The sequence below is a fragment of the Leifsonia sp. EB34 genome (genome assembly GCF_041260585.1).
Taxonomy (GTDB): Bacteria; Actinomycetota; Actinomycetes; order Actinomycetales; family Microbacteriaceae; genus Leifsonia.
Window position 1 is genome coordinate 1,482,976 of record NZ_JBGCCV010000002.1, and the last position, 21,900, is coordinate 1,504,875.

Below are 21,900 nucleotides of genomic sequence, written 5' to 3' on the forward strand. Positions count from 1 at the left end.
TCGCTCACACGATCCGCCAGCACGACGTGTGCCAGTGCCGGCGGGCGGCCAGATCGGCCGCGTCGCCCATCACACCGTCGGCGCGCCAGGCGACCAGGTGTGCGACACCGGGCCCGATCTCGCGCCCGCAGCCGGGGCACACATAGCTCTTCTGCGCCTGCACGGCCGACACGGGCTGAACGTTCCATTCGACGCCGCGCCGCACCTCCGTGCGCCGCCAGCCGGCGAGGAGGCGTTCGAGGCCGTCCTGCTCCTCTTCGCGCTGCTCGCCGTGACGGCGACGGGGACGATTGCTGCGGGGCACCGCTCCAGTCTATGCAGGCTGCGGCTGTCGCCCGCCGACCCACGCGCAGTACCATCGGCGGCATGAGCGAAGACGCTCCGAACGGCGGCCGCCGCGACACGGATGCTCTCGCGGCGCAGTTCCTCGCCACGGAGCACTGGAGCCTGCTGGCCTCCCGCAGCACGACGCAGAGCGAGGTCCTGACCCGGATCAGCATGCTCCTGACCCTCATGTCGGCCGCGCTGGTCAGCATTGCGCTCGTGGGCCAGGCCACGTCGTTCGCCGGCATCTTCCCGGCCTTCGCCGACGCCCTGCTCGGCCTCGTCGTCGTGGTGGGCGTCCTCACCCAGGTCCGCGTGACGAACGTGTCGATGGAGGACCTCATGTACGTCCTCGCGATGAACCGCTTGCGCGCCGAGTACGTCCGGCTCGCGCCCGAGGTCGCCCGGGCGCTCAGCGCCTCCTGGCACGACGACAGGGAGGGCGTGAGCGGCACGTACTACTTCCTGGGCCGCCGCGGGCAGAGCCAGGTCGTCGGCAGCAGCATGATGTTCACGTTCGTGGTGAACGGCGCGCTCGCCGGTCTCTTCGTCGGCGTCCTGATCGCCACGAACGGCGCCGACGTCCCGGTGGCGTGGACCGTCGGCATCGCGTGCGCCGTCGGCTATGTCATCGTGTCGCTGTGGCTCGGCGCGCGGATCTACTTCCGGTTCTGGCGCGAGTACACGCCCACGTCACCCTCGGAGTGAGGGAGCGATCCGGCTCAGTACCAGCCGGCCGACTGCGACTGTGCCCAGGCGCCGCACGGGTTCGTGTACCGGCCGGCGATGTAGCCCAGGCCCCACGAGATCTGCACGGAGGCGTCCGTCTGCCAGCCCGGCCCCATCTTGCTGCCGGGGAGGGCCTGCGGGATGCCGTAGGCGCCGCTCGGGTTGGACGCGTTCACGCGCCAGCCGGACTCCTTGTTCCACAGCGACACCAGGCAGCTGTACTGGTCGTCGCCCCAGCCGCGCTGGTGCACCATCTGGTAGGCGATCGCCTTCGCGGTACCGGGGTCCGGGACGGGCGCGGACGGCGCGCTCGAGCCGCCCGACGAGGACGAGGACGACGAGGAGGACGACGACTTCGTCGGCGTGGGCGTCGGGGTCGGGGTGGGCGTCGGCTTGAGCTTGACGCCCAGCGTGTCGCGTGTGACGGCCGTCTCCGAGGCGTTCGGGGCGGTCAGGCTCTGAACCGGGACCGCGCCGAAGCGGGACGACTGCTGGATGTTCTGGAGCGACTCCGCATAGGCCGGCGTGGCCGCGGAGCCCGAATACGGGTCCACGACGTTCACCAGGGCGAAGCCGACGGCCGCCGTGAAGGCGAACCCCCAGATAACGGTGCGCGAACGGACGTGAGGCCGTCGCGAACGGCGGAATGCGACTCCGACCGGGTTGGCAGGGGTCAGCGGAACGAGCTCTGCTGCTTCTTGTCTACCCACGATCACAGAACCATAACGAACAATTCGACGGTTTCCAACACGGAGCTCCCCTATTCAGGTAACGGCCAGGATCAGCGGACCGCCAGCATCACGTCCGTGACGCTGTCCAGGAGGAGGTCCACCTGCGCCTCACGGTACCCCCCTCGCTGCTCACGGAAAGTGACCGTGCGAACTTCGTCCACACTCATCGGGCGGCCGTCCTGGAAGTACTTCACCAACCGACCGGCGAACCGATCGACGTCCTGGCGGTTGTAGCCGAGGGTCAGGAAGCTCACCCGCTGGAAGCGCTGGCCCACCGGCCGCTCCAGCCGGTCGAGGATGGCCTGAGCCGTCGTGCGGGCGTCTTCGAACCACGTCGAGTCGCGCCCTCCGCCACGTGCGGCCTCGCGCTCGCGGGCCGCGAAGGCGTCCTCCAGGCGCTCGAGGGCCGCGTCCACGTGCGACGTCGAGTAGCCGCCTTTGGCCATCGAGAACGCCGTGTGGCGGATGTCGGCGGCCGACAGAGTGCCTGGGGTCGACGGGTCGGAGTCGTAGGCGCGACGGGCGCTGACGAGGAACTCGTCGACCTGCGCGACGTCATAGCCTGGCTTCGACTTGGGGCTCCGGGGGAAGGTGCTCACCAGCCCATTCTGTCAGGAGAAGATGAGGAACAGCACGTAGGTGGCCGCCGCCGAGGGCAGGATCGAGTCCAGCCGGTCGAGGAAGCCGCCGTGCCCGGGCAGCCAGGAGCTCATGTCCTTGATGCCCAGATCGCGCTTGATGAGCGACTCCGCCAGGTCTCCCGCGGTGGCCGTCAGCAGCGCCACCACGCCGAAGATCACCCCGAACCACCAGGGCTGATGGATCATGAACAGCGAGACCAGGACGCCGGCGACGATGGCCGCCACCGCGGCCCCGGCGAAGCCCTCCCAGGTCTTCTTGGGGCTGATGGTCGGCGCCATCGGGTGCCGGCCGAACGACAGTCCGCTCGCGTACGCGCCGGTGTCGACCGCGACGACCACGATCAGGAAGCCGAGCACCCACCATTCGCCGTTGTTCTCCGCCAGCAGCAGGATGGCGAACGAGCCGAGCAGCGTCACGTACATCTGCACGAGCACGCTCCACGCCAGGTCGCGGGCGAGCAGCACTCCCCCGGCCCGCTTGGCGGGCAGCACGGCCTCCTCGACCAGCCGCCAGACGACGACCAGCACGATGCCCGACGCCAGTGCGATGAGCTGGCCGCCCGCGTGGAACCAGAACGTCGCAGGGACGATCGCGAGCGAAGCGATCAGCGACGGGGTCCGCGGCACGCGCCTCCCGGCCCCGCGGAACGCCTGCGTGAGTTCGAAGGCGGCGAATCCGATGATCGCGGCCCCGAAGACCAGGAAGAGCTCCTTGATGAAGATCAGGCTCAGCACGAGCAGCGCGCCCGCCACGAGCCCGATCAGGATCGCCAGGATCAGGTTGCGGCCCGTCCGGGCCGCGATCCGCTCGTTCGTGGCGTCGAGCTGCGCCTTGCGCGCCAGCACCTGCCGCTCGAAGTCGGCCCTCGTCGCCTGCACCTGCGCGCGCAGCTCAGCGCGCGCCGCAGACTTCCCCCTTCTGCCCGACGCCGGCGTGCGAGGCTCGCCGGGGCTGCTCCCCTCGCTCATCTAGACCTCGAGAAGCTCGGCTTCCTTGCGCTTGAGGGCCTCGTCGATCGCGTCGACGTTGGTGCGCGTGATGGCCTCGAGCTCCTTCTCGCCGCGGGCCACCTCGTCGTCGCCGACCTCGCCCTTGAGCGCGTCGAGGTCGTCCTTCGCCTTGCGACGGATGTTGCGGATGGCGACCTTGGCGTCCTCGCCCTTGCCGCGGACGATCTTGACGAACTCCTTGCGGCGGTCCTCGGTCAGCTCGGGCAGGGAGACGCGCACGATCTCGCCGTCGTTGCCGACGTTCGCCGACAGGTTCGGCATGTTGACGATCGCCTTCTCGATCTCCTTGAGGGCGGACTTGTCGTAGGGCGTCACCAGCAGGACCCGGGCTTCCGGGTTCTGCAGGCCCGCGAGCTGGGCCAGCGGGGTCGGCGAGCCGTAGTAGTCGACCAGCACCTTCTGGAAGAGGGCGGGGTTCGCGCGCCCCGCGCTCACCGTGCCGAAGTCGTCCCTCGCCGCGTCCACGGTCTTGGCCATGCGCTGGCGGGCGTCGGAAATCACATCCGCGATCACGGTTTCTCCTTCAGATCGATGAGTCGTTGTCTAGTCTAGGGCCAGGCCGCGGAGCGCCCCGTGCAGCACGCCCGCGCAGCGCGCCCCGCCGGAGGGGTCAGCCGAGCAGGGTGCCGATCTCGGCGCCGAGCAGCGCGGCGGTGACGTTGCCGGCCGGCTCGATGCCGAAGATGCGCATCGGCATCCCGTTGTCCATGCAGAGGCTGAGCGCAGTGGAGTCGACGGCCTTGAGGCCCTTCTGCAGGGCGTCCTGGTGGCTGATCTGGTCGATCTTGCGCGCGTCCGGGTTGGTGCGCGGGTCGGAGTCGTACATGCCGTCCACGCCGTTCTTGGCGACCAGCACGACGTCGGCGCTGATCTCCAGCGCACGCTGGGCCGCGACGGTGTCGGTGGAGAAGTACGGCAGGCCGGCGCCGGCGCCGAAGATGACGACGCGGCCCTTCTCGAGGTGGCGCTCGGCGCGGCGCGGGATGTAGGGCTCCGCCACCTGGGTCATGGAGATCGCGGACTGAACCCGGGTCGCCGCTCCGGCTTGCTCCAGGAAGTCCTGGAGGGCCAGCGAGTTCATGACGGTGCCGAGCATGCCCATGTAGTCGGCGCGCCCGCGGTCCATGCCGCGCTGGGAGAGCTCGGCGCCGCGGAAGAAGTTGCCTCCGCCCACGACGATGGCGATCTCGACATCCTCCGCCGCCTGGGCGATCTCGCGGGCGATGCTGCCGACGATGTCGGGGTTGACCCCGAGCTGGCCGCCGCCGAACGCCTCGCCGGAGAGTTTCAGAAGGACCCTGCGTCTGTGAGTGGCTGCCGTCATGTGTGTAGGAGTCCTTCCGTGTGTTTCGTTAACGCTAGTGCGTGCCCCACCGCCTGAACAGGCGCGGCGGGCACAGAAAAGGAGTCCGGATCGTGGTTCACGATCCGGACTCCTTCATGCCTGGGTCAGGCGCCGACCTTGAAGCGGGCGAAGCCCGAGATGGTCAGACCCGAGTCCTTGAGGACCTGCGCGATCGTCTGCTTGTTGTCGCGGGCGTACTCCTGCTCGAGCAGGGCGACCTGCTTGAAGTAGGCGCCGAGGCGGCCCTCGATGATCTTCGGGAGCGCGGCCTCCGGCTTGCCCTCGTTGCGCGAGATCTCCTCGACGATGCGACGCTCGTTCTCGACCTCTTCGGCCGGGACGTCCTCACGGGTGAGGTAGGTCGGGTTCGCGAAGGAGATGTGCTGCGCGATGCTGCGGGCGGTCTCCGCGTCGGCGCCGGCGTAGCCGACGACCACGCCGACCTGCGGGGGCAGGTCCTTGGAGGTCTTGTGCAGGTAGATCGCGAAGTTCTCGCCCGAGACGACGGCGATGCGGCGGAGCTCCACCTTCTCGCCGAGGATCGCGGCCTCGTCACCGATGAGCTCGGCGACGGTCTGCGACCCGGCGGGGGCGGCCAGCGCCTCCTCGACGGTAGTGGCGCCCGCGGCCGCGGCCGCGTCGAGCACCTTGTCGGCGAGGGCGATGAACTTCTCGCCCTTCGCGACGAAGTCGGTCTCGCAGGCGAGCTCGATCATCGTCGCGGTGCCGTTGCCGTTCTCCTTCGCGGCCACGAGGCCCTCGGAGGTGGAGCGGTCGGCACGCTTCGCGTTGCCCTTGGCACCCTTGAGGCGCAGGATCTCGGTCGCCTTCTCGATGTCGCCACCGGCCTCTTCGAGGGCCTTCTTGGTGTCGACCATTCCGGTGCCGAGCTGCTCGCGCAGGGCCTTGATGTCAGCGATGCTGATGTTTGCCATGTTCTGAGTGGAACCTTCTGATTCGAAGTTTGGTGAGGGTGGTTACTTGGCCTCGGCGTCGGCGTCGGCGTCGGCCTCGGCCTCGCTCGGGGCCTCGACCTCGGCCTCAGCGTCCGCCTCGCCCTCGGCCACGACCTCGGCGGAGTCCGCCTTGGCCTCGGCGAGGTCGGCGTCGGCCGCCTTCTCGGTCTCAGCGCTCGCCTGGAGCTCGTCCTGCGGCTGCGAGAGGAGCTCCTGCTCCCACTCGGCCAGCGGCTCGGCCGGCTCGGCGCCCTCTTCCGGCTTCTGGTGACGCTGGATGAGGCCCTCGGCCGCGGCGTCGGCGACGATGCGGGTCAGGAGCGTGACGGAGCGGATGGCGTCGTCGTTGCCCGGGATCGGGTACTGGACCTCGTCCGGGTCGCAGTTCGTGTCGAGGATGGCGATGACCGGGATGCCCAGCTTCTTCGCCTCGTCGATCGCGAGGTGCTCCTTCTTGGTGTCCACGACCCAGATGGCGCTCGGGGTCTTGGACAGGTTGCGGATGCCGCCGAGCGACTTGTGGAGCTTGTCCAGCTCGCGCTTCTTGATCAGCAGCTCCTTCTTGGTGAAGCCGCTGGTGGTGCCCTCGAAGTCGAGCTCCTCGAGCTCCTTCATGCGCGCGAGGCGCTTGGAGACGGTCTGGAAGTTGGTCAGCAGACCGCCCAGCCAGCGCTGGTTCACGTAGGGCTGGCCCACGCGGGTCGCCTGCTCGGCGATGGCCTGCTGCGCCTGCTTCTTGGTGCCGACGAAGAGGATGGTGCCGCCGTGGGCGACCGTCTCGCGCACGAACTCGTAGGTCTTGTCGATGTAGGCGAGCGACTGCTGCAGGTCGATGATGTAGCTGCCCGAGCGCTCGGTGAGGATGAAGCGCTTCATCTTCGGGTTCCAGCGGCGGGTCTGGTGTCCGAAGTGGACGCCGCTGTCGAGCAGCTGGCGCATGGTGACGACGGCCATTTGCCGTTCTCCTGTTCTTGCGCGCCCGGCCTTACGGCGGGGTCGCGACTCTCGGTTGTCCAGCGGCAGCCGGGCGGCCGCCGCTCCTGGTGCCCCACGCCTCCCCGCACCCGCGCCTCCGCACGGCGGACCGTGGTGGATGAGCGGGAGACCGGTGGAGAAGCGCACACCCTCGGGAGAGGATGTTCCGGACACGCGTAGTCACTCCGACATGCGGAGTGCAGTGGACATCCTATCAGGAACCGGGCCCCGACCGGGGCCGCGCCCGGACCGGCTCAGGGACGCGGGACCGTGTCCCCCGACGACCGCACCTGCGGGCCGCGGCTGCGCCCCGCGTTGGCGAACAGCGTCTCGGCGTGCTCCAGCGCCATCCCGTTGGTTTCCGGCACCTTGTAGAAGACGAAGAAGAACGAGAGGGCGGCGAAGATCGCGTACATCCCGTACGTGAACGGCAGCGAGAAGTCCGACATGGGCGGGAACGAGACCGTGACGAGGAAGTTCGCGACCCACTGCGCCGAGGCCGCCACGCCGAGCGCCGCGCCGCGGATGCGCGTGGGGAAGATCTCCCCCAGTAGCACCCAGACCAGTGGACCCCACGAGGCGCCGAAGCAGATCACGAAGATGTTGGCCGCGATGAGCGCGATCGGCCCCCACGGGTTCGGCAGGGTGACCGCGCCGGCCGCCTTGTGCGCGAAGCTGAACGAGAGCGCCATCACCGCAAGCGACACGGCCATGCCCACTGAGCCGGTCAGCAGGATCGGCCGCCGGCCGACCCGGTCGACCAGGAGGATCGCCACGACGGTGACCACCACGTTGGTGATCGAGGTGATGACCGTGATCAGCAGCGAGTTGCTCTCGGTGAAGCCGACCGCCTTCCAGAGCGTCGTCGAGTAGTAGAAGATCACGTTGATGCCGACGAACTGCTGGAAGACGGACAGGATGATGCCGATCCAGACGATCGGTTTCAGCCCGAACCGGTTGCCGCGCAGGGTGCCCTTGGCCCCCTCCTTGTCCTCCTCGATGGCGTTCTCGATGTCGCGCACCTGCCGGTCGACGTCCTCTTCCGGGACGAGCGTCGCGAAGATCGCCCGCGCCTCGTCGTGCCGGCCGGTGGAGAGCAGGAACCGCGGCGACTCCGGCAGGATCAGCGCCAGGATGCCGTAGACGACCGACGGGATCACGCCGACGAGGAACATCCACCGCCAGGCCTCCAGCCCGAACCAGAGCTGGTTGGCCGCCGCGCCGGCTGCGCCCGCGAGCAGCGCGTCGGACAGCAGGGCCACGAAGATACCGATCGTGATGGCGAGCTGCTGCAGCGAGGCGAGTCCGCCACGGCGCTGCTTGGGCGCGATCTCCGCGATGTACGCCGGCGCGACCACGGAGGCGATGCCGATGCCGAGACCGCCGACGATGCGCCAGAACCCGAGGTCCCAGACGGAGAACGAGAGCCCCGCGCCGATGGAGCTGGCGAGGAACAGACCGGCGCCGAGCAGCATCACCCGGACGCGGCCCCAGTGGTCGGCGAGGCGTCCAGCGACGTAGGCGCCGACCGCGCAGCCGAGCAGAGCGACGGCGACGATGAACCCCGTGACGAACGCGTTGAGCGTGAAGTGGTGCTGGATCGAGTCGACCGCTCCGTTGATGACAGAGGAGTCGAAACCGAACAGGAACCCGCCGACCGCCGCGGCGGTCGCGAGCCCGACGACTTTGCGTCGCATCGCCGCCGTGGGCTGGGGAACGTTCTCATCCTCCCGCTCGGAACCGGTTCTGCGCTGGTCGGACATGAGACCCCTCCTCGATCGGGTCGCCGGCCCCTGCGGGGGACGGCGGAACGTGCGCTGGTCACGGTACGCCGACTCGTTCGCGTGCAGAAGAGTCCTGCACAGGCCGGGGGTGGGAGGCGGTTGTGCACGGATTCGCTGGGGGCCGGGGGCGGGAGCGGGGCGCGGGCGGAAGCTGGTACGGGTACTGAGGGTGGATTCGGGGTGCGGGGTGAGTGGGATGTGGAGTCGGTCGAGCGTGGCGGGGGCGGCGGGGGCGGCTGTCCTGGTTGCGGGACTGGTCGGCCTTGCGGCGGTCGCTCCGGCGGGCGGGGCGTCACCCGCTGGGGTCGACCTCGAAACCCTGCGCGTCTCGTCGCGGTGGTCGTGGCCGCTCGCGACGGTGCGGGCTGTCGAGCCGTATGCGGCCCCGCCGTCGCCGTACGCCGCCGGGCATCGGGGCGTCGACCTCGCAGCCCGGCCCGGCACGACCGTCACCGCTCCCTCGGACGCGACGGTGCACTTCGTCGGGGTGGTGGTCGACCGGCCGGTGCTCACCCTGGACCACGGGGCGGGCGTGCTCTCGTCTTACGAGCCGGTCGCGGCTGAGGGCCTGGCCGTGGGAGACACGGTGACGCGTGGAATGGTGATGGGCGTCGTCGGTGAGGGCGCGCACTGCTCCGGCACCTGTCTGCACGTCGGCGTCCGCATCGACGGCGAATATGTGTCGCCGTTGCTCTTTTTCGAACGGCCGCCGAGGTCGGTGCTGCTGCCGTTGCGCCCCGGCGCAGCCTCCGCACCGCGCGGTCGCCCCGGCGAAGCGTCCGCGTCACGAGGTCGCCCCGGCGAAGCGTCCGCGTCACGAGGTCGCCCCGGCGAAGCGTCCGCGTCGCGGGGTCCCGGGGTCGCGGATTCGCCGGATCGCGCGTCGGCGCGCGGTCGTCCCGTCAGGCGCGGGGGTGGGCGATGCGGTAGGTCTCCTTGAGCCGCTCGGTGGAGACGTGGGTATAGATCTGGGTGGTCCCGAGGCTCGCGTGGCCGAGGATCTCCTGGACCGCCCGCAGGTCCGCTCCCCCGTCGAGCAGGTGCGTCGCGGCAGTGTGGCGCAGGGTGTGCGGACCGGCGGGACCACCGCCCGGGAGGTCGGCGAGCAGCGACGCCACGAGCTGGTAGACCGCACGCGTGCCGAGCCGTCCCCCGCGTGCCCCGAGAAGTAGCGCCGGCCCCGAGCGTTCGGCGGCGAGCGCCGGCCGTGCGACCTCCAGGTACCGTCGGATCGCACGCAGCGCGGGCACACCGAACGGGACGACCCGCTCCTTGTTCCCCTTGCCGACGACCCGCAAGGTCAACCGCTCGAGGTCCACGTCGTCCACATCGAGCCCGGTGAGCTCGCTGACGCGGATCCCGGCCGCATACAGCATCTCGATGACCGCGACATCCCGGATCGACGCGGGCTCCCCACCCTCCGCCCGCGCCGCCAGCGCGTCGAGCAAGCCGTCGATCTGCGCGCGGGTGATCACGCGCGGGAGGTGCTTGTCGGCCTTCGGCGCCCGCAGTCGAGCTGCGGGGTCGGCGCGGCCGGGGTGGGCGTCAGGGTGGGCGGATCCGGGGTCGGCGCGACCGGTGCCGGCGGCAGGGTCGGCGGACCCGGGGTCGGCGGCGTCGAGGTCAGTGGCGTCGAGGTCGGTGGCGTCGCGGTCAGTGGCGTCGCGGTCAGTGGCGTCGCGGCCACTAGCGGCGTGGCCACCAGCGTCGCGGTCACCGTCGCGAAGGCTAGCGGCACCCAGGTCACCGGCATGAAGATCATCAGCATCAAGTCCAGCGGCACCAAGGCCAGCGGCAGCAAGGTCACCAGCACCAAAGCCCCCAGCACCAACGCCACCGGCACCACGGTCACCAGCACCTACGCCACCAGCGCCAGCACCACCGCCACCGCCACCGCCACCGGACGCATACCCGCCCGCTGACACCGAACCGGCCACGTGCAGAGGAAAGTCGCCAATCCGGGCGTTCCATGCGCTGAAGCCGCGCACCGCGGCCGATCGTCGTGCCAGCGTGGCGCGGGCGAGCTCCTGCTGGGCGCCGTCCCACAGCCAATCCCGGAACAGGTCGAGCGTGAGTGCCTCCGTACTGGCGACCCCGCGCGATTCCGCGAACCGCTCGAACTGGGCGAGGTCGGAGCGGTAGGCCCGCACCGTCTGCGGCGAGTAACCGCGCTCCACCTCCAGGTGGCGCAGGTAGCCGTCGACGGCGTGCCGGAGGTTCACTCCCCCAGCATCCGCCATCGGCGGCGCGACCCGCTCGCGGACGCACCGGGGGCGACCGATTCCGGCGGACCACGGGAGCGATCCTCGCCTCAGCCCGCGTTTCCTCGACGGTCGGGGGCGACCTCTGCCCGCAGTCGGTCCGCGTCATCCGTGCACCTGTCACGCTGCGCCTCCGGACTCCTCGACGCCCAGGTGCGCTCCCAGCGGCTCGGCCAGTTCCGCCATCTCGTCGGGGCCGGTCACGCAGGTCGCGCCGTACTCGCGGATGAGACGGTGGCAGCCCGCGGACGCCGGGGACGTGATCGGGCCGGGGACGGCTCCCAGGGGGCGGCCGAGTTGGGCGGCGTGGCCGGCCGTGTTCAGCGAGCCGGAGCGAGCGCCGGCCTCGACGACCACCGTCGCGTTGCCGGCGGCGGCGATCAGCCGGTTGCGCATCAGGAAACGCCAGCGCGTCGGGGTCGAGCCGGGCGGGAGCTCGGCCAGCAGGAGGCCGGTTCGGGCGATGCGCTGCAGGAGGTCGTCGTTCCCGGCCGGGTAAAGGCGGTCCACGCCTCCGGCCAGGAACGCGACGGTGACCTGACCGCTCGACAGTGCCGCGCGGTGGGCGGCGGCGTCGACGCCGTAGGCGCCTCCCGAGACGATCGCGAAGCCGCGGTCGCTCAGGCCGGCCGCGCTCTCGAGCGCGACGTGCTCGCCGTAACCGGTGGCGGCCCGCGCACCGACCAGCGCGATGGAGCGTGAGAGCCGGGCAAGCCGAGCCGGGTCGCCGCGCACCCAGAGGGTGAGGGGCGCGCCGAGCTCCAGGCTGTCGAGGGCGGTGGGCCAGGCCGGGTGCTCCGGCGTCAGGAGCCGTGCGCCGATGCGGGCGGCACGTTCCAGCGGGGCGTGCAGCGGCGCCCGCGGGAGACGACCGCGCCACCGGTCGAGGGCGTCCCGGAGGCGGTCGATCGGCGGGAGGGCCGGCGAGCCGGCGTCGCTCAGTGCGACGCGGACGGACTGCGGCGAGGTGTCGCCGATCACGGCACGGAGGGTGGGAAGCGGGCCGAGCGACCTCACCAGCAGTGCGGCGTCGGTGTCGCCCGGCTCGACCGCGGACGACAAGGCCGCTCGCGCGGCCGCCGCGAGCATCGACGGCTCATCCGGATACTCCATGCCCGTGGAGACCTTGCCGATGAGGGAGGCGACCTCCCGGCACGTCAGGCCGGGGAAGGTGTCGGCGCTCATCGGGCGCTCCTGGGGAGGATCGGCGGCGGTGCGAGCGAATCCAGATTGCATTTGGACCGGGCGCCGGATCGCACGCCCCACCCCGTGTTCGTTGCCGTGCCGGTATCCGGGGCGGCAGCCTCCGACCCCGCGGCGGCCTCCCGCTCCGCGCCGACGTCCCGCACCTCCCGCGCATCCGCGCCCTCTCGCCCTCCTTCCGTCTCCACCGTCCCGGCTGCCAGCCGCCAGAGCGCACAGCCGCCGCACCACCGTTCGCGCTCGCGCTCGGGGTGGTCCCGCTCCGCGCGGATGAGGTCGATCCAGGTCCTGCTCATGCGAACGCACCCCTTCTCAGGTACAGCGCTCGGGCGACGTGCTCGGCGGTCGGGCTCCCGTCGCCGTCGAGGTCGGCCAGGGTCCAGGCGAGGCGGAGGGTGCGGTCGTAGCCGCGCATCGTGATCGCGCCGCGTTCCAGGGAGCGGTCGAGGGTGCCCCGGGCGGATGCGGCGACCTGGCGTTCGGGGGCTCTGAGCCAGGTCCCCGCGGCCTGGGAGTTCGTCGTCCAGCCGGTGCCGCGCAGGCGTTCGCGGGCGGTGGCGCGGGCGTGCTCGACCCTCTGGCGGAGGTCCCGGCTTGTCCGCGAGGGAGCGGTGCCGTCGGATGCCGTCCGCAGGGCGCCGAGGCCCAGGCGGCGCACGGTGAGGCGGATGTCGACGCGGTCGAGGAGGGGGCCCGACAGGCGAGTGAGGTAACGGCGACGGGCGGCCGGGGTGCAGGAGCACTCCTCGTCGGCCGAGCCGTAACGGCCGCACGGGCACGGGTTGGAGGCGAGGACGAGCTGGAAGCGTGCCGGGAAGGTGGCGCTCCCGGCCGCCCTGTCGACGGCGATGGAGCCGGACTCCAGGGGCTGGCGGAGGGCGTCCAGGACGTTGGGCTGGAACTCCGCCGCTTCGTCGAGGAACAGCACCCCGTTCGACGCCCGCGCGATCGCCCCAGGAACCAGCCGTCCGCTGCCGCCGCCGACGAGGGCGGCGGACGACGCCGTGTGGTGCGGTGCCTCGAACGGTGGCCGAAGGATCAGGCCGGCGGCCACGCCCCGGCCCGCCAGCGAGCGGATGGAGGTGGTCTCCAAGGCTTGCTCGGGGGTGAGGTCGGGCAGCAGGGACGGCAGGCGCCGCGCCAGCATGGTCTTGCCTGCGCCGGGCGGCCCGATCATCGACACGTTGTGGCCTCCCGCGGCCGCGGCGACGAACGCGTCGACCGCGTCGTCGTTGCCGGCGACGTCGGCCATGTCTGGCTCGTCGTCCACTGGGTCGCCATCGTCGGCCAGGACGACGGGAGTCTGCTCGATCGGATCGAGGTCGGCGCCGTGGGCGATCGCGGCAGCGCGGAGGCCGACCACCGGCACCACCTCGACGCCGTCGACCAGGGCGGCCTCCTCGGCGTTCGCCGTAGGGACCAGCACCCGCGCGAAGCCGGCGTTCCGTGCGGCCAGCACGACGGGGAGCACCCCCGGGACCGGGCGCAGGCGCCCGTCGAGGCCGAGCTCGCCGACGTGCACGGCTCGGGCGGCGGGCGCGGCCGGGATCACTCCGGAAGCCGCCAGCGCGGCCACCGCGATCGCGAGGTCGAACCCCGAACCCTGTTTGCGCAGGGAGGCCGGGGACAGGTTCACGGTCAGCTTGCGCTGGGTGAGGGTGCAGCCGGCGTTGGCCGCCGCTGCGGACACCCGCTTGCGCGACTCGCCGAGCGCGGCGTCGGGCAGCCCGATGAGCACGAACGCGGGCAGACCGGCCGAGATGTCGGCCTCCACCTCCACGATGTCGCCGCGCATGCCGGTGAGCGCCACGGCGAACGTGCGTGCGAGCGCCATCACACCACCCCCGCGCGGTGGTCGACCGTCGGCGTCGCGCTCCACGCGTCGAGCACCGCGATGGCGTCGATGCGCGTCTCGCCGCGGACCGGGCCGTTCGCCCGGCACCACTCCGCCGCCAGGCGGCGCAACCGTGCGGCCTTCTCAGCCGTGATCGCCTCCAACGGATGCCCGAACGCGACCGAGCTCCGGGTCTTGACCTCTACGAACGCGGTCACGTGGCCGCGGCGTGCGATCAGATCGAGCTCTCCGCTCGCGCAGCGCCAGTTGCGCGCCACGATCGCGTAGCCCCGCGCCTCCAGCCAGTCCGCCGCCACAGCCTCGCCGCGCCGGCCCAAACGATCCTTCTCTGCCATGTTTCCTCCCAGGACCAGCGTGGTCGGAGGGGCCCGGGCAGAACCGGGAGGGACGAAATCTGTGGAGAAGTCGTCAGCTCAGGAACGCTGTGCAGGACGACGTCACTCGTCGAGCGCCAGCTCCTTCGGGAGCTCGAACTCCTTGCTGGAGAGCTCCTCGATGTTCACGTCCTTGAACGTGAGCACGCGCACGGATTTCACGAACCGGTCGGCGCGGTAGACATCCCACACCCAGACGTCGTTCATCGTCAGCTCGAAATAGAAGTCGTGCTCCGTGTCGCGCCGCACGAACTCCACCTCGTTCGCGAGGTAGAAGCGGCGCTCGGTCTCGATCACGTACTTGAACTGCGAGACGACGTCCCGGTATTCGCGATACAAAGCCAGCTCGACCTCGCGGTCGTAGTCGTCGAACTCGTCCTCATCCATCGTTCGTCAAGTCTAGCCGTGCCGCCTCAGGTCGGCATGTCGAGCGTCTGGAGGTCCTTCAGCCAGGTCAACCGGTGCAGCGCGCTCGGACCGAGCTCGGCGATCGCGGCGAAGTGCTCCGGGGTCGAGTAGCCCTTGTTGCTCACCCAGCCGTAGCCGGGATAGTCCACGTCGTGGCCGATCATCAGCCGGTCGCGGTGCACCTTCGCGATCACGGAGGCGGCGGCCACCGATGCGCAGTCGCGGTCGGCCTTGATCCGCGTCACGACGCGCGCCGGGCGCATCAGCGCTGGGCTGAGATAGTCGTAGTTGCCGTCGAGGATCATCGTGCTCTCGCGCACCTGTGCGCCCATGTCCTCCAGCATCGCGAGCGCACGGGCCCCGGCGAGGCCGAGGCAGCGCATGATGCCGAGCGAGTCGACCTCGGCGGCGGAGGCCATCCCCACGGCGTGGAACAGCGACCAGCGCCGGCAGGCGGGTTCGAGCGCCTCGCGAACCGGCTCGGGCAGCAGCTTGGAGTCGCGCAGCCCCGGCGGGATGCGCTTGACCGCGGTGTCGATGACCACCATGCCGACCGCCACCGGGCCGGCCAGCGCCCCGCGGCCGACCTCGTCCACGGCCACGATCGAGGTGACGCCGTCGCGGTAGAGCGCCTTCTCGAAGCGCAGCGACGGCGAGACCGGGGTCATCATTTCGTCTTCTCCTCCACCCCTCTGAAGACTTCAGGATAGTCGTCCAACCACGTCCATCTGCTGACCGGCCAGCTGATCACGGCGGCCCGCCCCACGACGTGGTCGAGCGGCACGAAACCGTGGCCGGGGAGCGCCTGATTGCGGGACGAGTCCTGCGAGTCGTAGCGGTTGTCCCCCATCACCCAGATGCGGCCCTTGGGCACCGTCACGTCGAAGGCGAGCGTCGCGGCGTTCTTCTCGCCGGCGGGGATCTCGATGTACGGCTCGTGGATCGCGACCCCGTTGACGGTGATCATCCCGGCCGCGTCGCAGCACACCACCCGGTCGCCCGGGAGGCCGATCAACCGCTTCACGAGGTGGTCGTCGCTGTCGGAGGCGGACAGCCCGACGAACGTCAGCGCGGTGTCCGCCGCCTGCGCCACCGGGTCGCGGACGACCGGCGGCGTCTTCGGGAGCCAGCCGCCCGGGTCCCGGAACACGACGACGTCACCGCGGGCGAGCGGGAGCACCGACGGCTGCAGCTCATTGACCAGGATCTTGTCGTCGACCTGGAGGGTGCTCTCCATCGACCCGGAGGGGATGTAGAACGAGCGCACCACGAAGGTCTTCACCAGGAAGGCCACCAGCAGCGCGATCACCACCACGACGGCCACGTCCCGCAGGAACAGCACGCCGCTACGCCTGCCGCCCTCGCCCCGCGCCACGCCTTCGGGCCGCGTGGGCAGTGTCTCGTCCGTCATCCACCCTGCCCGCTCGTCAAACGCCTGAGCCCCCGGTCCAGTGTAGGACCGAGGGCTCAGGAAGAGTGGCGCGCGAAACGCTCAGTTGTCGCGCTTCTCCTTGATCTTCGCCTTCTTGCCGCGCAGCTCGCGGAGGTAGTACAGCTTGGCGCGACGGACGTCACCGCGGGTGACGACCTCGATGTGGTCGATGACCGGGGAGTGGACCGGGAAGGTGCGCTCGACGCCGACCTGGAAGCTGACCTTGCGGACCGTGAAGGTCTCGCGGACGCCCTCGCCGGAGCGGCCGATCACGACGCCCTGGAAGACCTGGATACGAGAGCGCGTGCCCTCGATGATGTTGACGTGCACCTTGACGGTGTCGCCGGCACGGAACGAGGGGATGTCCGACTTGAGGGACGCGGCGTCCACCTGATCGAGGATGTGCATTGCTGTTCGCTCTCTGTACCCGCCTGCAGGTCGGGGACGGATTCGGGGCCGCTGCGGATGCGCGCTGCGCACACGGGTGAACGGCCGGGATTCGATTGGGTGTGCTCGCTCGATTTGCTGGCTCCCCTGCGGCAGAGCCGGGCGGCGGCACGAACAACCATTCTGCCACGCCCGAGGCCCCATTGCCAAAGCGCGACGACGGGGATTGCGGCCCCGGCTCAGTCCTCGCGGTGCTCTTCGATGATGATGACGTCCGCGTCGTCGACCACGGCGCTCGGCGGCGCCGGCACCTGCTGCGGCTGCGCGGCCTGCTGGTACGCGGCGAAGGTCACCGCCACGCGCTCGCGCGCCTCGGTGACCAGCTCCCAGAGCCCGACCCAGAACAGGCCGAGGAAGAACAGCACGCCGAGCACGGCGAGCCAGCCCGTGGCGCCCGGCGGGAAGAACCCGAACGCGATGATGGAGGCGCTCCACCCGGCGAGGAGCCCGGTGTCGCGCCAGGAGACCGCGCGGGTCTCCCTGACGCTCTTGCGGGCCATCAGGATCCCGCCGATCGCGATCAGCGCGACGAAGAGGATCGGGCACAGCACGAGCAGCCCGAGGAACGTCCAGCCGCTGCCCTGGTGGAATGCGGCCCAGCCGATCAGCAGCCAGACGGGCAGCACCACGGCGGACGGGAAGAGCCACCAGTAGAACGCCTTGCGGATGAACACGCGACCAGCGTAACCTCGCGCGGCTGTGCACGGGCTAGGGGTTCGCCCACGGCGGACGGTTCGCCCACGGCGGACGGTTCGCCAACGGCGGACGGTGCGCCCGCGCCGCATGGAAGACTGGACGCAGCCCCACCACAGAAAGAGGACACCGACGTGATCGAGCTGAGGACCCCCGCCGAGATCGAGCAGATGCGGCCGGCCGGCCGGTTCGTCGCGGAGGTCCTCGCCGAGACCGCCGCGGCGGCGAAGGTGGGCGTCAACCTCCTGGAGCTGGACCGGATCGCGCACGCGCTGATCCGCAGCCGCGGCGCGGAGTCCTGCTACATCGACTACCACCCGTCGTTCGGCGCGAGCCCGTTCGGCAAGGTGATCTGCACCTCCGTCAACGACGCCGTGCTGCACGGCCTCCCCCACGACTACCGGATGCGCGACGGCGACCTCCTCAGCCTCGACTTCGCGGCGAGCGTGGACGGCTGGGTGGCCGACTCCGCGGTCAGCCTCGTGGTCGGCTCCGCCCGCGACGAGGACCTCCGGCTCATCGACACGACCCGCCGAGCGCTCGCCGCCGGGATCGCCGCGGCGCAGCCGGGTGGCCGCGTGGGCGACATCTCGGCGGCTATCGCGGCGGTTGCGCACGCCGAGGGCTACTCGGTCAACACGCAGTTCGGCGGCCACGGCGTCGGCCGCACGATGCACGGCGACCCGCACATCCCGAACGACGGGCGCGCCGGCCGCGGCTTCCCGCTGCGCCCGGGCCTGGTCATCGCGATCGAGCCGTGGTTCCTGGAGACCACCGACAAGATCTTCACCGACCCGGACGGCTGGACGCTCCGCTCCGCCGACGGCTCGCGCGGCGCCCACTCCGAGCACACCGTCGCCGTCACCGAGTCCGGCCCCCTCGTCCTCACCGCGCCCTGATCCATCCGTTCCGGAGTTGTGTACGCCCCCACCCGGCGTGTTGCGTACACAACTCCGGAGGCGATGGTTACGGGAGGAGGTCGGGGCGGACGCGCGCGGTGCGGGCGAGGGACTGCTCGCGGCGCCAGGTCTCGATCGCGCCGTGGTTGCCGGAGAGCAGGACCGGCGGGACCTCGTGGCCGCGCCACTCGGCGGGCTTCGTGTACGACGGGTACTCGAGGAGGCCGTCCTCGTGCGACTCCTGCACCAGGCTCTCGGGGTTGCCGACGACGCCGGGGATGAGCCGGCCGATCGCCTCGATCATCGCCATAGTGGCCACCTCGCCGCCGTTGAGGACGTAGTCGCCGATGCTGACGAGCCGCACCCGGGCCCGGGAGGCGTACTCGTCGAAGACGCGCTGGTCGATGCCCTCGTAGCGGCCGCAGCCGAACACCAGGTGCGACTCGGCGGCGAGCTCCCGCGCCATCGACTGAGTGAACACCTCGCCGGCCGGCGACGGGAAGATCAGCACAGGATCGTCGGAGCCTTCCAGGACGGCGTCCAGCGCCTCCCCCCACGGCTCCGGCTTCATCACCATGCCGGCGCCGCCGCCGTAGGGCGTGTCGTCCACGGTGCGGTGCCGGTCGTGCGTGTGGTCGCGCAGATCGTGGACGCCGAGCCCGATGAGGCCCGACTGCCGGGCCTTGCCCAGCAGCGAGATGTCCAGCACATCGAAGAAGGTCGGGAAGATCGTGACGATGTCGATGCGCATGGGGGAATTCTATTCGGGGACGACCGCGAGCTCCCGGTCGCGCGGCACCAGCGGTGCGGCCACGGCCGGGCAGAGCGCGGCGGCGGCGAACGCCAGCGGGAAGCCGACCCAGCCGATCAGCGCGCCCACCGCGGGACCGACGACCGAGGCCGCCAGGAACTGTCCCGTGTTCTGCGCGCCGAGGGCCCGCCCTGACCAGAACGGCCCGGCGATCTCGGCGACCGACGTGTAGGCCAGGCCGTTGTCGGCGACGGTCACGATGGCCGCGACGATCAGGATCACCGCGGCGGCGACCGAGCCGAGCGCGGAGGCCGCGCCCATCAGCAGCATCACCGCGACCGCCGCGACCGACACCCAGCGCAACGGCACCAGGTGGCTGCCGACGCGGTCGCTCAGCACGCCGACGCCGATCCGGCCGAGCGCGCCGGCGAACTGGCTGGCCGCGATCACGATGCCCGCCGCGAGCGACGTGAAGTGCAGCTCGGTGACGAGCCAGACCAGTCCGAACGTGGACACGGTGAACTGCGGGACGACCAGCAGCATCGATACCGCGTGGATGCGCCAGAGCAGGGAGGTCTCCCGGTACGGACGCCACGCCGCCTGCGGATGCGTGGCCTCCCCGTCGGCGGCACGACGCGGCGGCCGGGGCGGGTCGACGATCCCGACCGCGCACAGCACGGCGGAGACGCCGCACAGTACGGCGGGCACGGTGAGAGCCGCTGCGATGCCGCCGGAGGCCGCCAGCAGCGGAACGCTGATCGCCGCGATCGCGACGCCGAGCGGCTGGCACATCTGCCGGATGCCCATCGCGAGGCCGCGCCGCTCCTTGGGGAACCAGCCGATCACCACGCGCCCGCTGGCGGCGTTGGGGCTCGCCGCCGCCATCCCGCCGACCAGGAAGAGCACGCCGAGCGCGACGTACGACGAGACGAACATGGCGGCGACCGCTGCGATCGCCGTGATGGCGAGCCCGGAGGCGATGACCCAGCGCTCCCCGATCCGGTCGCTCAGCGCGCCCCAGGCGATCAGCGCCAGCACCAGCCCGAGCGTCGGCGCGGACGCGAGCAGGCCGGCCTGCGCGAGGCTCAGCCCGCGCTCGGTGTGCAGCAGCGGGATGAGGAAGGCCGGGGTCGAGACGAAGACCGTCGAACTGGCCTGGCCGAGGACGCCGAGGGCGAGCATGAGCCACGGTCGCGGAGCTCTGGTCGCCTGCCCGGTCTGTGCTCGTGTTTCTTGGCTCATGCGGTATACCCTAGCGGTATACCGGCTTGGTATACCAACGAAGGAGCCCGATGCCCGAGCAGCCCCACGTGTACGAGCGCCTGCGCTCCGCGATACTCGACTTGGACCGGGTGCCGGGCTCGCGCATCACCGAGCGCGGGCTCGAAGCCGAGTTCGGCGCCTCACGCACCCCGCTGCGCGCCGCCCTCATGCGCCTGGAGGCGGAGGGCCTGGTCCAGCGCGACGGCCGCGGCTGGGAGGTCTCCCCCATCGACCTCGGCGAGATCGCGCGGCTCAGCGAGCTGCGCGACGCCCTGGAGACCGCGGCCGTGCGGCTGAGCGCCGAGCGCGCGACGGACGACGAACTGCGCACGCTGCGTGACTACCTCGGCGCTTACGACCCGGACCGGCGTGACGAGGACGCCGTCGGCGCGGGTGCCGACTTCCACGTGCGGCTCGCCGCGCTCAGCGGCAACCACTTCTTCGCCGACTCGGTCTCGTCCGCGATGACCCGGCTGGCCCGGACCCGCTGGCTGGAGGTGCGCACGGCCGACGCCCGGCGGACGGCGTGGGAGGAGCACCGCACGATCGTGGACCAGCTCGCGGCGCGCGACGCGGACGCGGCGGCGGACAGCATCCACCGGCACATCGTGGGCACGCACGAGCGGCTGCTCGCGGCGCTGGACGCGGACGCCCGGCTGCTGCGGGCGCGCGGGCTCGCGATCGTGGGGCCGCGCTAAGAGCGCAGCAGGTCCGCGCCGGTGCGGAGCGCGACGCTGGCGCCGGCGTAGGCGTCCGGCACGTCGGTGACGAGCGCGTCGCCGTGGAGCACGGTGAGCGCCAGGTACTCGGCCGCACACGTGTCGGGCAGGTCGAGTTCGGCGGCGATCCGCCAGGCGGTCTTGCGCAGCACACGGTCGCCGAGCAGCCGGATCGGGAGGCGGTCGACGGCGGCGATCAGTGTGCGCGCGGCGAGATCGTCGCGCTCGCCGGACACGACGGAGCGGCGCAGCAGCGCGAGCACCTCGGAGCGCAGCAGCGTCGGGGCCATGAGGGAGTCGCCGGCCGCCGGGACGTAACCGGCCTCCGCCAGCTCGATGGCGGCGGAGGCGTCGATCACGTACTGGGCCACGGTCAGTCCTCGGTGGTCTCCGACTGCGTGGTCTCCGGCTCCGGGTCCTCCGGCTCGGCGTCCTCCGACTCGGGGTTCTCCGACCCGGCGGTCCCGGCCTCGGCCTCCGCCTCAGCCTCAGCCGACCCGGCCGGAGCCTCCGGCTCGTCGTCGTCCGGCAGCTCCTCGAACAGCCCGGCCGGCGGGGTCAGCGTCACGGTGCCCGCGGCGATGTCCACCTCCGGCACGATCGCCTTCACGAACGGCACCAGGACCTCGCCGTCGGCCGTGCGGACGACCAGAAGGTCCTGCGCAGGGAAGTGGTCGACCCGTGCGACGGTTCCGACCTCCACGCCGTCGCGGCGCGCGCTCAGCCCGACGAGCTGGTGGTCGTACCAGGCGTCGTCCTCCGCGGGGAGCTGCGTGGCGTCCTGGCTCACCCAGAGGATGGCCTTCACCAGCGTCTCCGCCTCGGTGCGGTCGTCCACGCCGGCGAAGAAGCCGACCGGGTGACCGTTGTACCAGCGCAGCTCGGTGAGCTCGATGGTCTTGCCGTGCCATTTGGAGGCTGTGGGCACCTGGAGCGTGAACACGGCGCCCGGGACGAAGCGGCGCTCCGGCTCGTCCGTGAACAGTTCGAGCTTGAGGGCGCCCTTCAGACCGTGGGCCTTGGTCAGCCGGCCGACGCGCAGCTCGGTCTGACCCGGCCGCGGAGCGACCTCCTTGCGGGGCAGCTTGTGGTCCGCCAC

27 protein-coding genes and 2 pseudogenes are annotated in these 21,900 nt (G+C 71.2%); 5 read left to right on the forward strand and 24 right to left on the reverse strand.

The window, feature by feature from the left end:
* Positions 1-4: 4 nt before the first annotated feature.
* On the reverse strand, positions 5-304 hold the full coding sequence (locus ABIA36_RS16550; protein WP_369963626.1) for a hypothetical protein: 300 nt from the start codon (positions 302-304) through the stop codon (positions 5-7).
* Between the two features lie 62 nt (positions 305-366).
* Between ABIA36_RS16550 and ABIA36_RS16555 the strand changes: the two genes are divergently transcribed.
* Positions 367-1,032: a hypothetical protein gene (locus tag ABIA36_RS16555; RefSeq protein ID WP_369963627.1), complete on the forward strand. Its 666-nt coding sequence runs from the start codon at positions 367-369 to the stop codon at positions 1,030-1,032.
* A 14-nt stretch (positions 1,033-1,046) separates the two neighbouring features.
* On the opposite strand, the gene ABIA36_RS16560 is transcribed toward ABIA36_RS16555, so the two are convergent.
* The 8 genes from ABIA36_RS16560 to ABIA36_RS16595 form a co-directional block, all read right to left on the reverse strand.
* Positions 1,047-1,763 carry a lytic transglycosylase domain-containing protein gene (locus tag ABIA36_RS16560; RefSeq protein WP_369963628.1) on the reverse strand — a complete coding sequence of 239 codons (717 nt, stop codon included), beginning with the start codon at positions 1,761-1,763 and terminating at the stop codon, positions 1,047-1,049.
* A gap of 71 nt (positions 1,764-1,834) precedes the next feature.
* Complete coding sequence (locus tag ABIA36_RS16565) at positions 1,835-2,383, reverse strand: DivIVA domain-containing protein (RefSeq protein ID WP_369963629.1); 549 nt, start codon at positions 2,381-2,383, stop codon at positions 1,835-1,837.
* 12 nt (positions 2,384-2,395) lie between these two features.
* A complete protein-coding gene (locus tag ABIA36_RS16570) occupies positions 2,396-3,394 on the reverse strand; it encodes a phosphatidate cytidylyltransferase (protein WP_369963630.1) in 999 nt (332 codons plus the stop codon).
* On the reverse strand, positions 3,395-3,949 hold the full coding sequence (frr, locus tag ABIA36_RS16575) for a ribosome recycling factor (protein ID WP_369963631.1): 555 nt from the start codon (positions 3,947-3,949) through the stop codon (positions 3,395-3,397). It abuts the gene before it with no gap.
* Positions 3,950-4,046: 97 nt separating this feature from the next.
* Entirely contained in the window at positions 4,047-4,760 is a 714-nt protein-coding gene (pyrH, locus tag ABIA36_RS16580; RefSeq protein ID WP_369963632.1) for a UMP kinase, read from the reverse strand.
* Between the two features lie 125 nt (positions 4,761-4,885).
* Positions 4,886-5,716: a translation elongation factor Ts gene (gene tsf, locus ABIA36_RS16585; protein ID WP_369963633.1), complete on the reverse strand. Its 831-nt coding sequence runs from the start codon at positions 5,714-5,716 to the stop codon at positions 4,886-4,888.
* Positions 5,717-5,758: 42 nt separating this feature from the next.
* Entirely contained in the window at positions 5,759-6,691 is a 933-nt protein-coding gene (gene rpsB, locus ABIA36_RS16590) for a 30S ribosomal protein S2 (RefSeq protein WP_369963634.1), read from the reverse strand.
* 275 nt (positions 6,692-6,966) lie between these two features.
* Positions 6,967-8,475, reverse strand: a complete 1,509-nt coding sequence (locus ABIA36_RS16595; protein WP_369963635.1) for a sugar porter family MFS transporter — start codon at positions 8,473-8,475, stop codon at positions 6,967-6,969.
* A gap of 217 nt (positions 8,476-8,692) precedes the next feature.
* On the opposite strand from ABIA36_RS16595, the gene ABIA36_RS16600 reads away from it, so the two are divergent.
* Positions 8,693-9,436, forward strand: coding sequence for a peptidoglycan DD-metalloendopeptidase family protein (locus tag ABIA36_RS16600; protein ID WP_369963636.1), 744 nt, complete (start codon positions 8,693-8,695; stop codon positions 9,434-9,436).
* Here the strand turns inward: ABIA36_RS16600 and ABIA36_RS16605 are convergent.
* Positions 9,399-10,022: pseudogene (locus tag ABIA36_RS16605) on the reverse strand (tyrosine-type recombinase/integrase); the annotation flags it as partial. The gene ABIA36_RS16600 and the pseudogene ABIA36_RS16605 overlap by 38 nt on opposite strands.
* On the opposite strand from ABIA36_RS16605, the gene ABIA36_RS16610 reads away from it, so the two are divergent.
* Positions 9,981-10,418: a hypothetical protein gene (locus ABIA36_RS16610; RefSeq protein WP_369963777.1), complete on the forward strand. Its 438-nt coding sequence runs from the start codon at positions 9,981-9,983 to the stop codon at positions 10,416-10,418. The pseudogene ABIA36_RS16605 and the gene ABIA36_RS16610 overlap by 42 nt on opposite strands.
* 51 nt (positions 10,419-10,469) lie before the next feature.
* Here the strand turns inward: ABIA36_RS16610 and ABIA36_RS16615 are convergent.
* From ABIA36_RS16615 to ABIA36_RS16660, 10 genes and pseudogenes are all read right to left on the reverse strand, one after another.
* Positions 10,470-10,736, reverse strand: a pseudogene (locus ABIA36_RS16615) (site-specific integrase); the annotation flags it as partial.
* A 141-nt stretch (positions 10,737-10,877) separates the two neighbouring features.
* Positions 10,878-11,942: a DNA-processing protein DprA gene (gene dprA / locus ABIA36_RS16620; protein WP_369963637.1), complete on the reverse strand. Its 1,065-nt coding sequence runs from the start codon at positions 11,940-11,942 to the stop codon at positions 10,878-10,880.
* Positions 11,939-12,256, reverse strand: a complete 318-nt coding sequence (locus ABIA36_RS16625) for a hypothetical protein (protein ID WP_369963638.1) — start codon at positions 12,254-12,256, stop codon at positions 11,939-11,941. Before ABIA36_RS16625 ends, dprA begins: the two co-directional genes overlap by 4 nt.
* Positions 12,253-13,794: a YifB family Mg chelatase-like AAA ATPase gene (locus ABIA36_RS16630; RefSeq protein WP_369963639.1), complete on the reverse strand. Its 1,542-nt coding sequence runs from the start codon at positions 13,792-13,794 to the stop codon at positions 12,253-12,255. The genes ABIA36_RS16625 and ABIA36_RS16630 overlap by 4 nt, the downstream gene beginning before the upstream one ends.
* Positions 13,794-14,150, reverse strand: a complete 357-nt coding sequence (locus tag ABIA36_RS16635) for a YraN family protein (protein WP_369963640.1) — start codon at positions 14,148-14,150, stop codon at positions 13,794-13,796. The genes ABIA36_RS16630 and ABIA36_RS16635 overlap by 1 nt, the downstream gene beginning before the upstream one ends.
* Positions 14,151-14,252: 102 nt before the next feature.
* Positions 14,253-14,576, reverse strand: a complete 324-nt coding sequence (locus tag ABIA36_RS16640; RefSeq protein WP_018190696.1) for a DUF2469 family protein — start codon at positions 14,574-14,576, stop codon at positions 14,253-14,255.
* A gap of 26 nt (positions 14,577-14,602) precedes the next feature.
* A complete protein-coding gene (locus ABIA36_RS16645; protein WP_369963774.1) occupies positions 14,603-15,265 on the reverse strand; it encodes a ribonuclease HII in 663 nt (220 codons plus the stop codon).
* On the reverse strand, positions 15,265-16,008 hold the full coding sequence (lepB, locus tag ABIA36_RS16650) for a signal peptidase I (protein ID WP_369963641.1): 744 nt from the start codon (positions 16,006-16,008) through the stop codon (positions 15,265-15,267). The genes ABIA36_RS16645 and lepB overlap by 1 nt, the downstream gene beginning before the upstream one ends.
* An 81-nt stretch (positions 16,009-16,089) precedes the next feature.
* Positions 16,090-16,437: a 50S ribosomal protein L19 gene (gene rplS / locus ABIA36_RS16655; RefSeq protein ID WP_369963642.1), complete on the reverse strand. Its 348-nt coding sequence runs from the start codon at positions 16,435-16,437 to the stop codon at positions 16,090-16,092.
* Between the two features lie 218 nt (positions 16,438-16,655).
* Positions 16,656-17,150 (reverse strand): hypothetical protein, encoded by a 495-nt coding sequence (locus tag ABIA36_RS16660; RefSeq protein ID WP_369963643.1) that lies wholly within the window; start codon positions 17,148-17,150, stop codon positions 16,656-16,658.
* Positions 17,151-17,303: 153 nt separating this feature from the next.
* Here ABIA36_RS16660 and map point away from each other — a divergent pair, with 153 nt between their 5' ends.
* Entirely contained in the window at positions 17,304-18,068 is a 765-nt protein-coding gene (gene map / locus ABIA36_RS16665) for a type I methionyl aminopeptidase (protein ID WP_369963644.1), read from the forward strand.
* Between the two features lie 67 nt (positions 18,069-18,135).
* Here the strand turns inward: map and trmD are convergent, their stop codons facing one another.
* Positions 18,136-18,819, reverse strand: coding sequence for a tRNA (guanosine(37)-N1)-methyltransferase TrmD (trmD, locus tag ABIA36_RS16670; protein ID WP_369963645.1), 684 nt, complete (start codon positions 18,817-18,819; stop codon positions 18,136-18,138).
* A 9-nt stretch (positions 18,820-18,828) separates the two neighbouring features.
* Positions 18,829-20,061: an MFS transporter gene (locus ABIA36_RS16675; protein WP_369963646.1), complete on the reverse strand. Its 1,233-nt coding sequence runs from the start codon at positions 20,059-20,061 to the stop codon at positions 18,829-18,831.
* Between the two features lie 50 nt (positions 20,062-20,111).
* On the opposite strand from ABIA36_RS16675, the gene ABIA36_RS16680 reads away from it, so the two are divergent.
* The gene (locus tag ABIA36_RS16680; protein ID WP_369963647.1) at positions 20,112-20,780 is read left to right on the forward strand and encodes a GntR family transcriptional regulator; all 669 of its coding nucleotides are present in this window, start codon (positions 20,112-20,114) and stop codon (positions 20,778-20,780) included.
* Here ABIA36_RS16680 and ABIA36_RS16685 read toward each other — a convergent pair.
* Both ABIA36_RS16685 and rimM read right to left on the reverse strand, forming a co-directional pair.
* Entirely contained in the window at positions 20,777-21,172 is a 396-nt protein-coding gene (locus ABIA36_RS16685; RefSeq protein WP_369963648.1) for a type II toxin-antitoxin system VapC family toxin, read from the reverse strand. The genes ABIA36_RS16680 and ABIA36_RS16685 overlap by 4 nt on opposite strands.
* Positions 21,173-21,174: 2 nt before the next feature.
* The gene (gene rimM, locus ABIA36_RS16690; RefSeq protein WP_369963649.1) at positions 21,175-21,900 is read right to left on the reverse strand and encodes a ribosome maturation factor RimM; all 726 of its coding nucleotides are present in this window, start codon (positions 21,898-21,900) and stop codon (positions 21,175-21,177) included.

Coding starts and splice junctions, on each gene's coding strand:
- ABIA36_RS16555 (WP_369963627.1), top strand. CDS start 367: ATGAGCGAAGACGCTCCGAACGGCGGCCGCCGCGACACGGATGCTCTC.
- ABIA36_RS16570 (WP_369963630.1), bottom strand. CDS start 3,394: ATGAGCGAGGGGAGCAGCCCCGGCGAGCCTCGCACGCCGGCGTCGGGC.
- pyrH (WP_369963632.1), bottom strand. CDS start 4,760: ATGACGGCAGCCACTCACAGACGCAGGGTCCTTCTGAAACTCTCCGGC.
- tsf (WP_369963633.1), bottom strand. CDS start 5,716: ATGGCAAACATCAGCATCGCTGACATCAAGGCCCTGCGCGAGCAGCTC.
- rpsB (WP_369963634.1), bottom strand. CDS start 6,691: ATGGCCGTCGTCACCATGCGCCAGCTGCTCGACAGCGGCGTCCACTTC.
- ABIA36_RS16595 (WP_369963635.1), bottom strand. CDS start 8,475: ATGTCCGACCAGCGCAGAACCGGTTCCGAGCGGGAGGATGAGAACGTT.
- ABIA36_RS16600 (WP_369963636.1), top strand. CDS start 8,693: ATGTGGAGTCGGTCGAGCGTGGCGGGGGCGGCGGGGGCGGCTGTCCTG.
- dprA (WP_369963637.1), bottom strand. CDS start 11,942: ATGAGCGCCGACACCTTCCCCGGCCTGACGTGCCGGGAGGTCGCCTCC.
- ABIA36_RS16625 (WP_369963638.1), bottom strand. CDS start 12,256: ATGAGCAGGACCTGGATCGACCTCATCCGCGCGGAGCGGGACCACCCC.
- ABIA36_RS16630 (WP_369963639.1), bottom strand. CDS start 13,794: ATGGCGCTCGCACGCACGTTCGCCGTGGCGCTCACCGGCATGCGCGGC.
- ABIA36_RS16635 (WP_369963640.1), bottom strand. CDS start 14,150: ATGGCAGAGAAGGATCGTTTGGGCCGGCGCGGCGAGGCTGTGGCGGCG.
- ABIA36_RS16640 (WP_018190696.1), bottom strand. CDS start 14,576: ATGGATGAGGACGAGTTCGACGACTACGACCGCGAGGTCGAGCTGGCT.
- ABIA36_RS16645 (WP_369963774.1), bottom strand. CDS start 15,265: ATGACCCCGGTCTCGCCGTCGCTGCGCTTCGAGAAGGCGCTCTACCGC.
- lepB (WP_369963641.1), bottom strand. CDS start 16,008: ATGACGGACGAGACACTGCCCACGCGGCCCGAAGGCGTGGCGCGGGGC.
- rplS (WP_369963642.1), bottom strand. CDS start 16,437: ATGCACATCCTCGATCAGGTGGACGCCGCGTCCCTCAAGTCGGACATC.
- trmD (WP_369963645.1), bottom strand. CDS start 18,819: ATGCGCATCGACATCGTCACGATCTTCCCGACCTTCTTCGATGTGCTG.
- ABIA36_RS16675 (WP_369963646.1), bottom strand. CDS start 20,061: ATGAGCCAAGAAACACGAGCACAGACCGGGCAGGCGACCAGAGCTCCG.
- ABIA36_RS16680 (WP_369963647.1), top strand. CDS start 20,112: ATGCCCGAGCAGCCCCACGTGTACGAGCGCCTGCGCTCCGCGATACTC.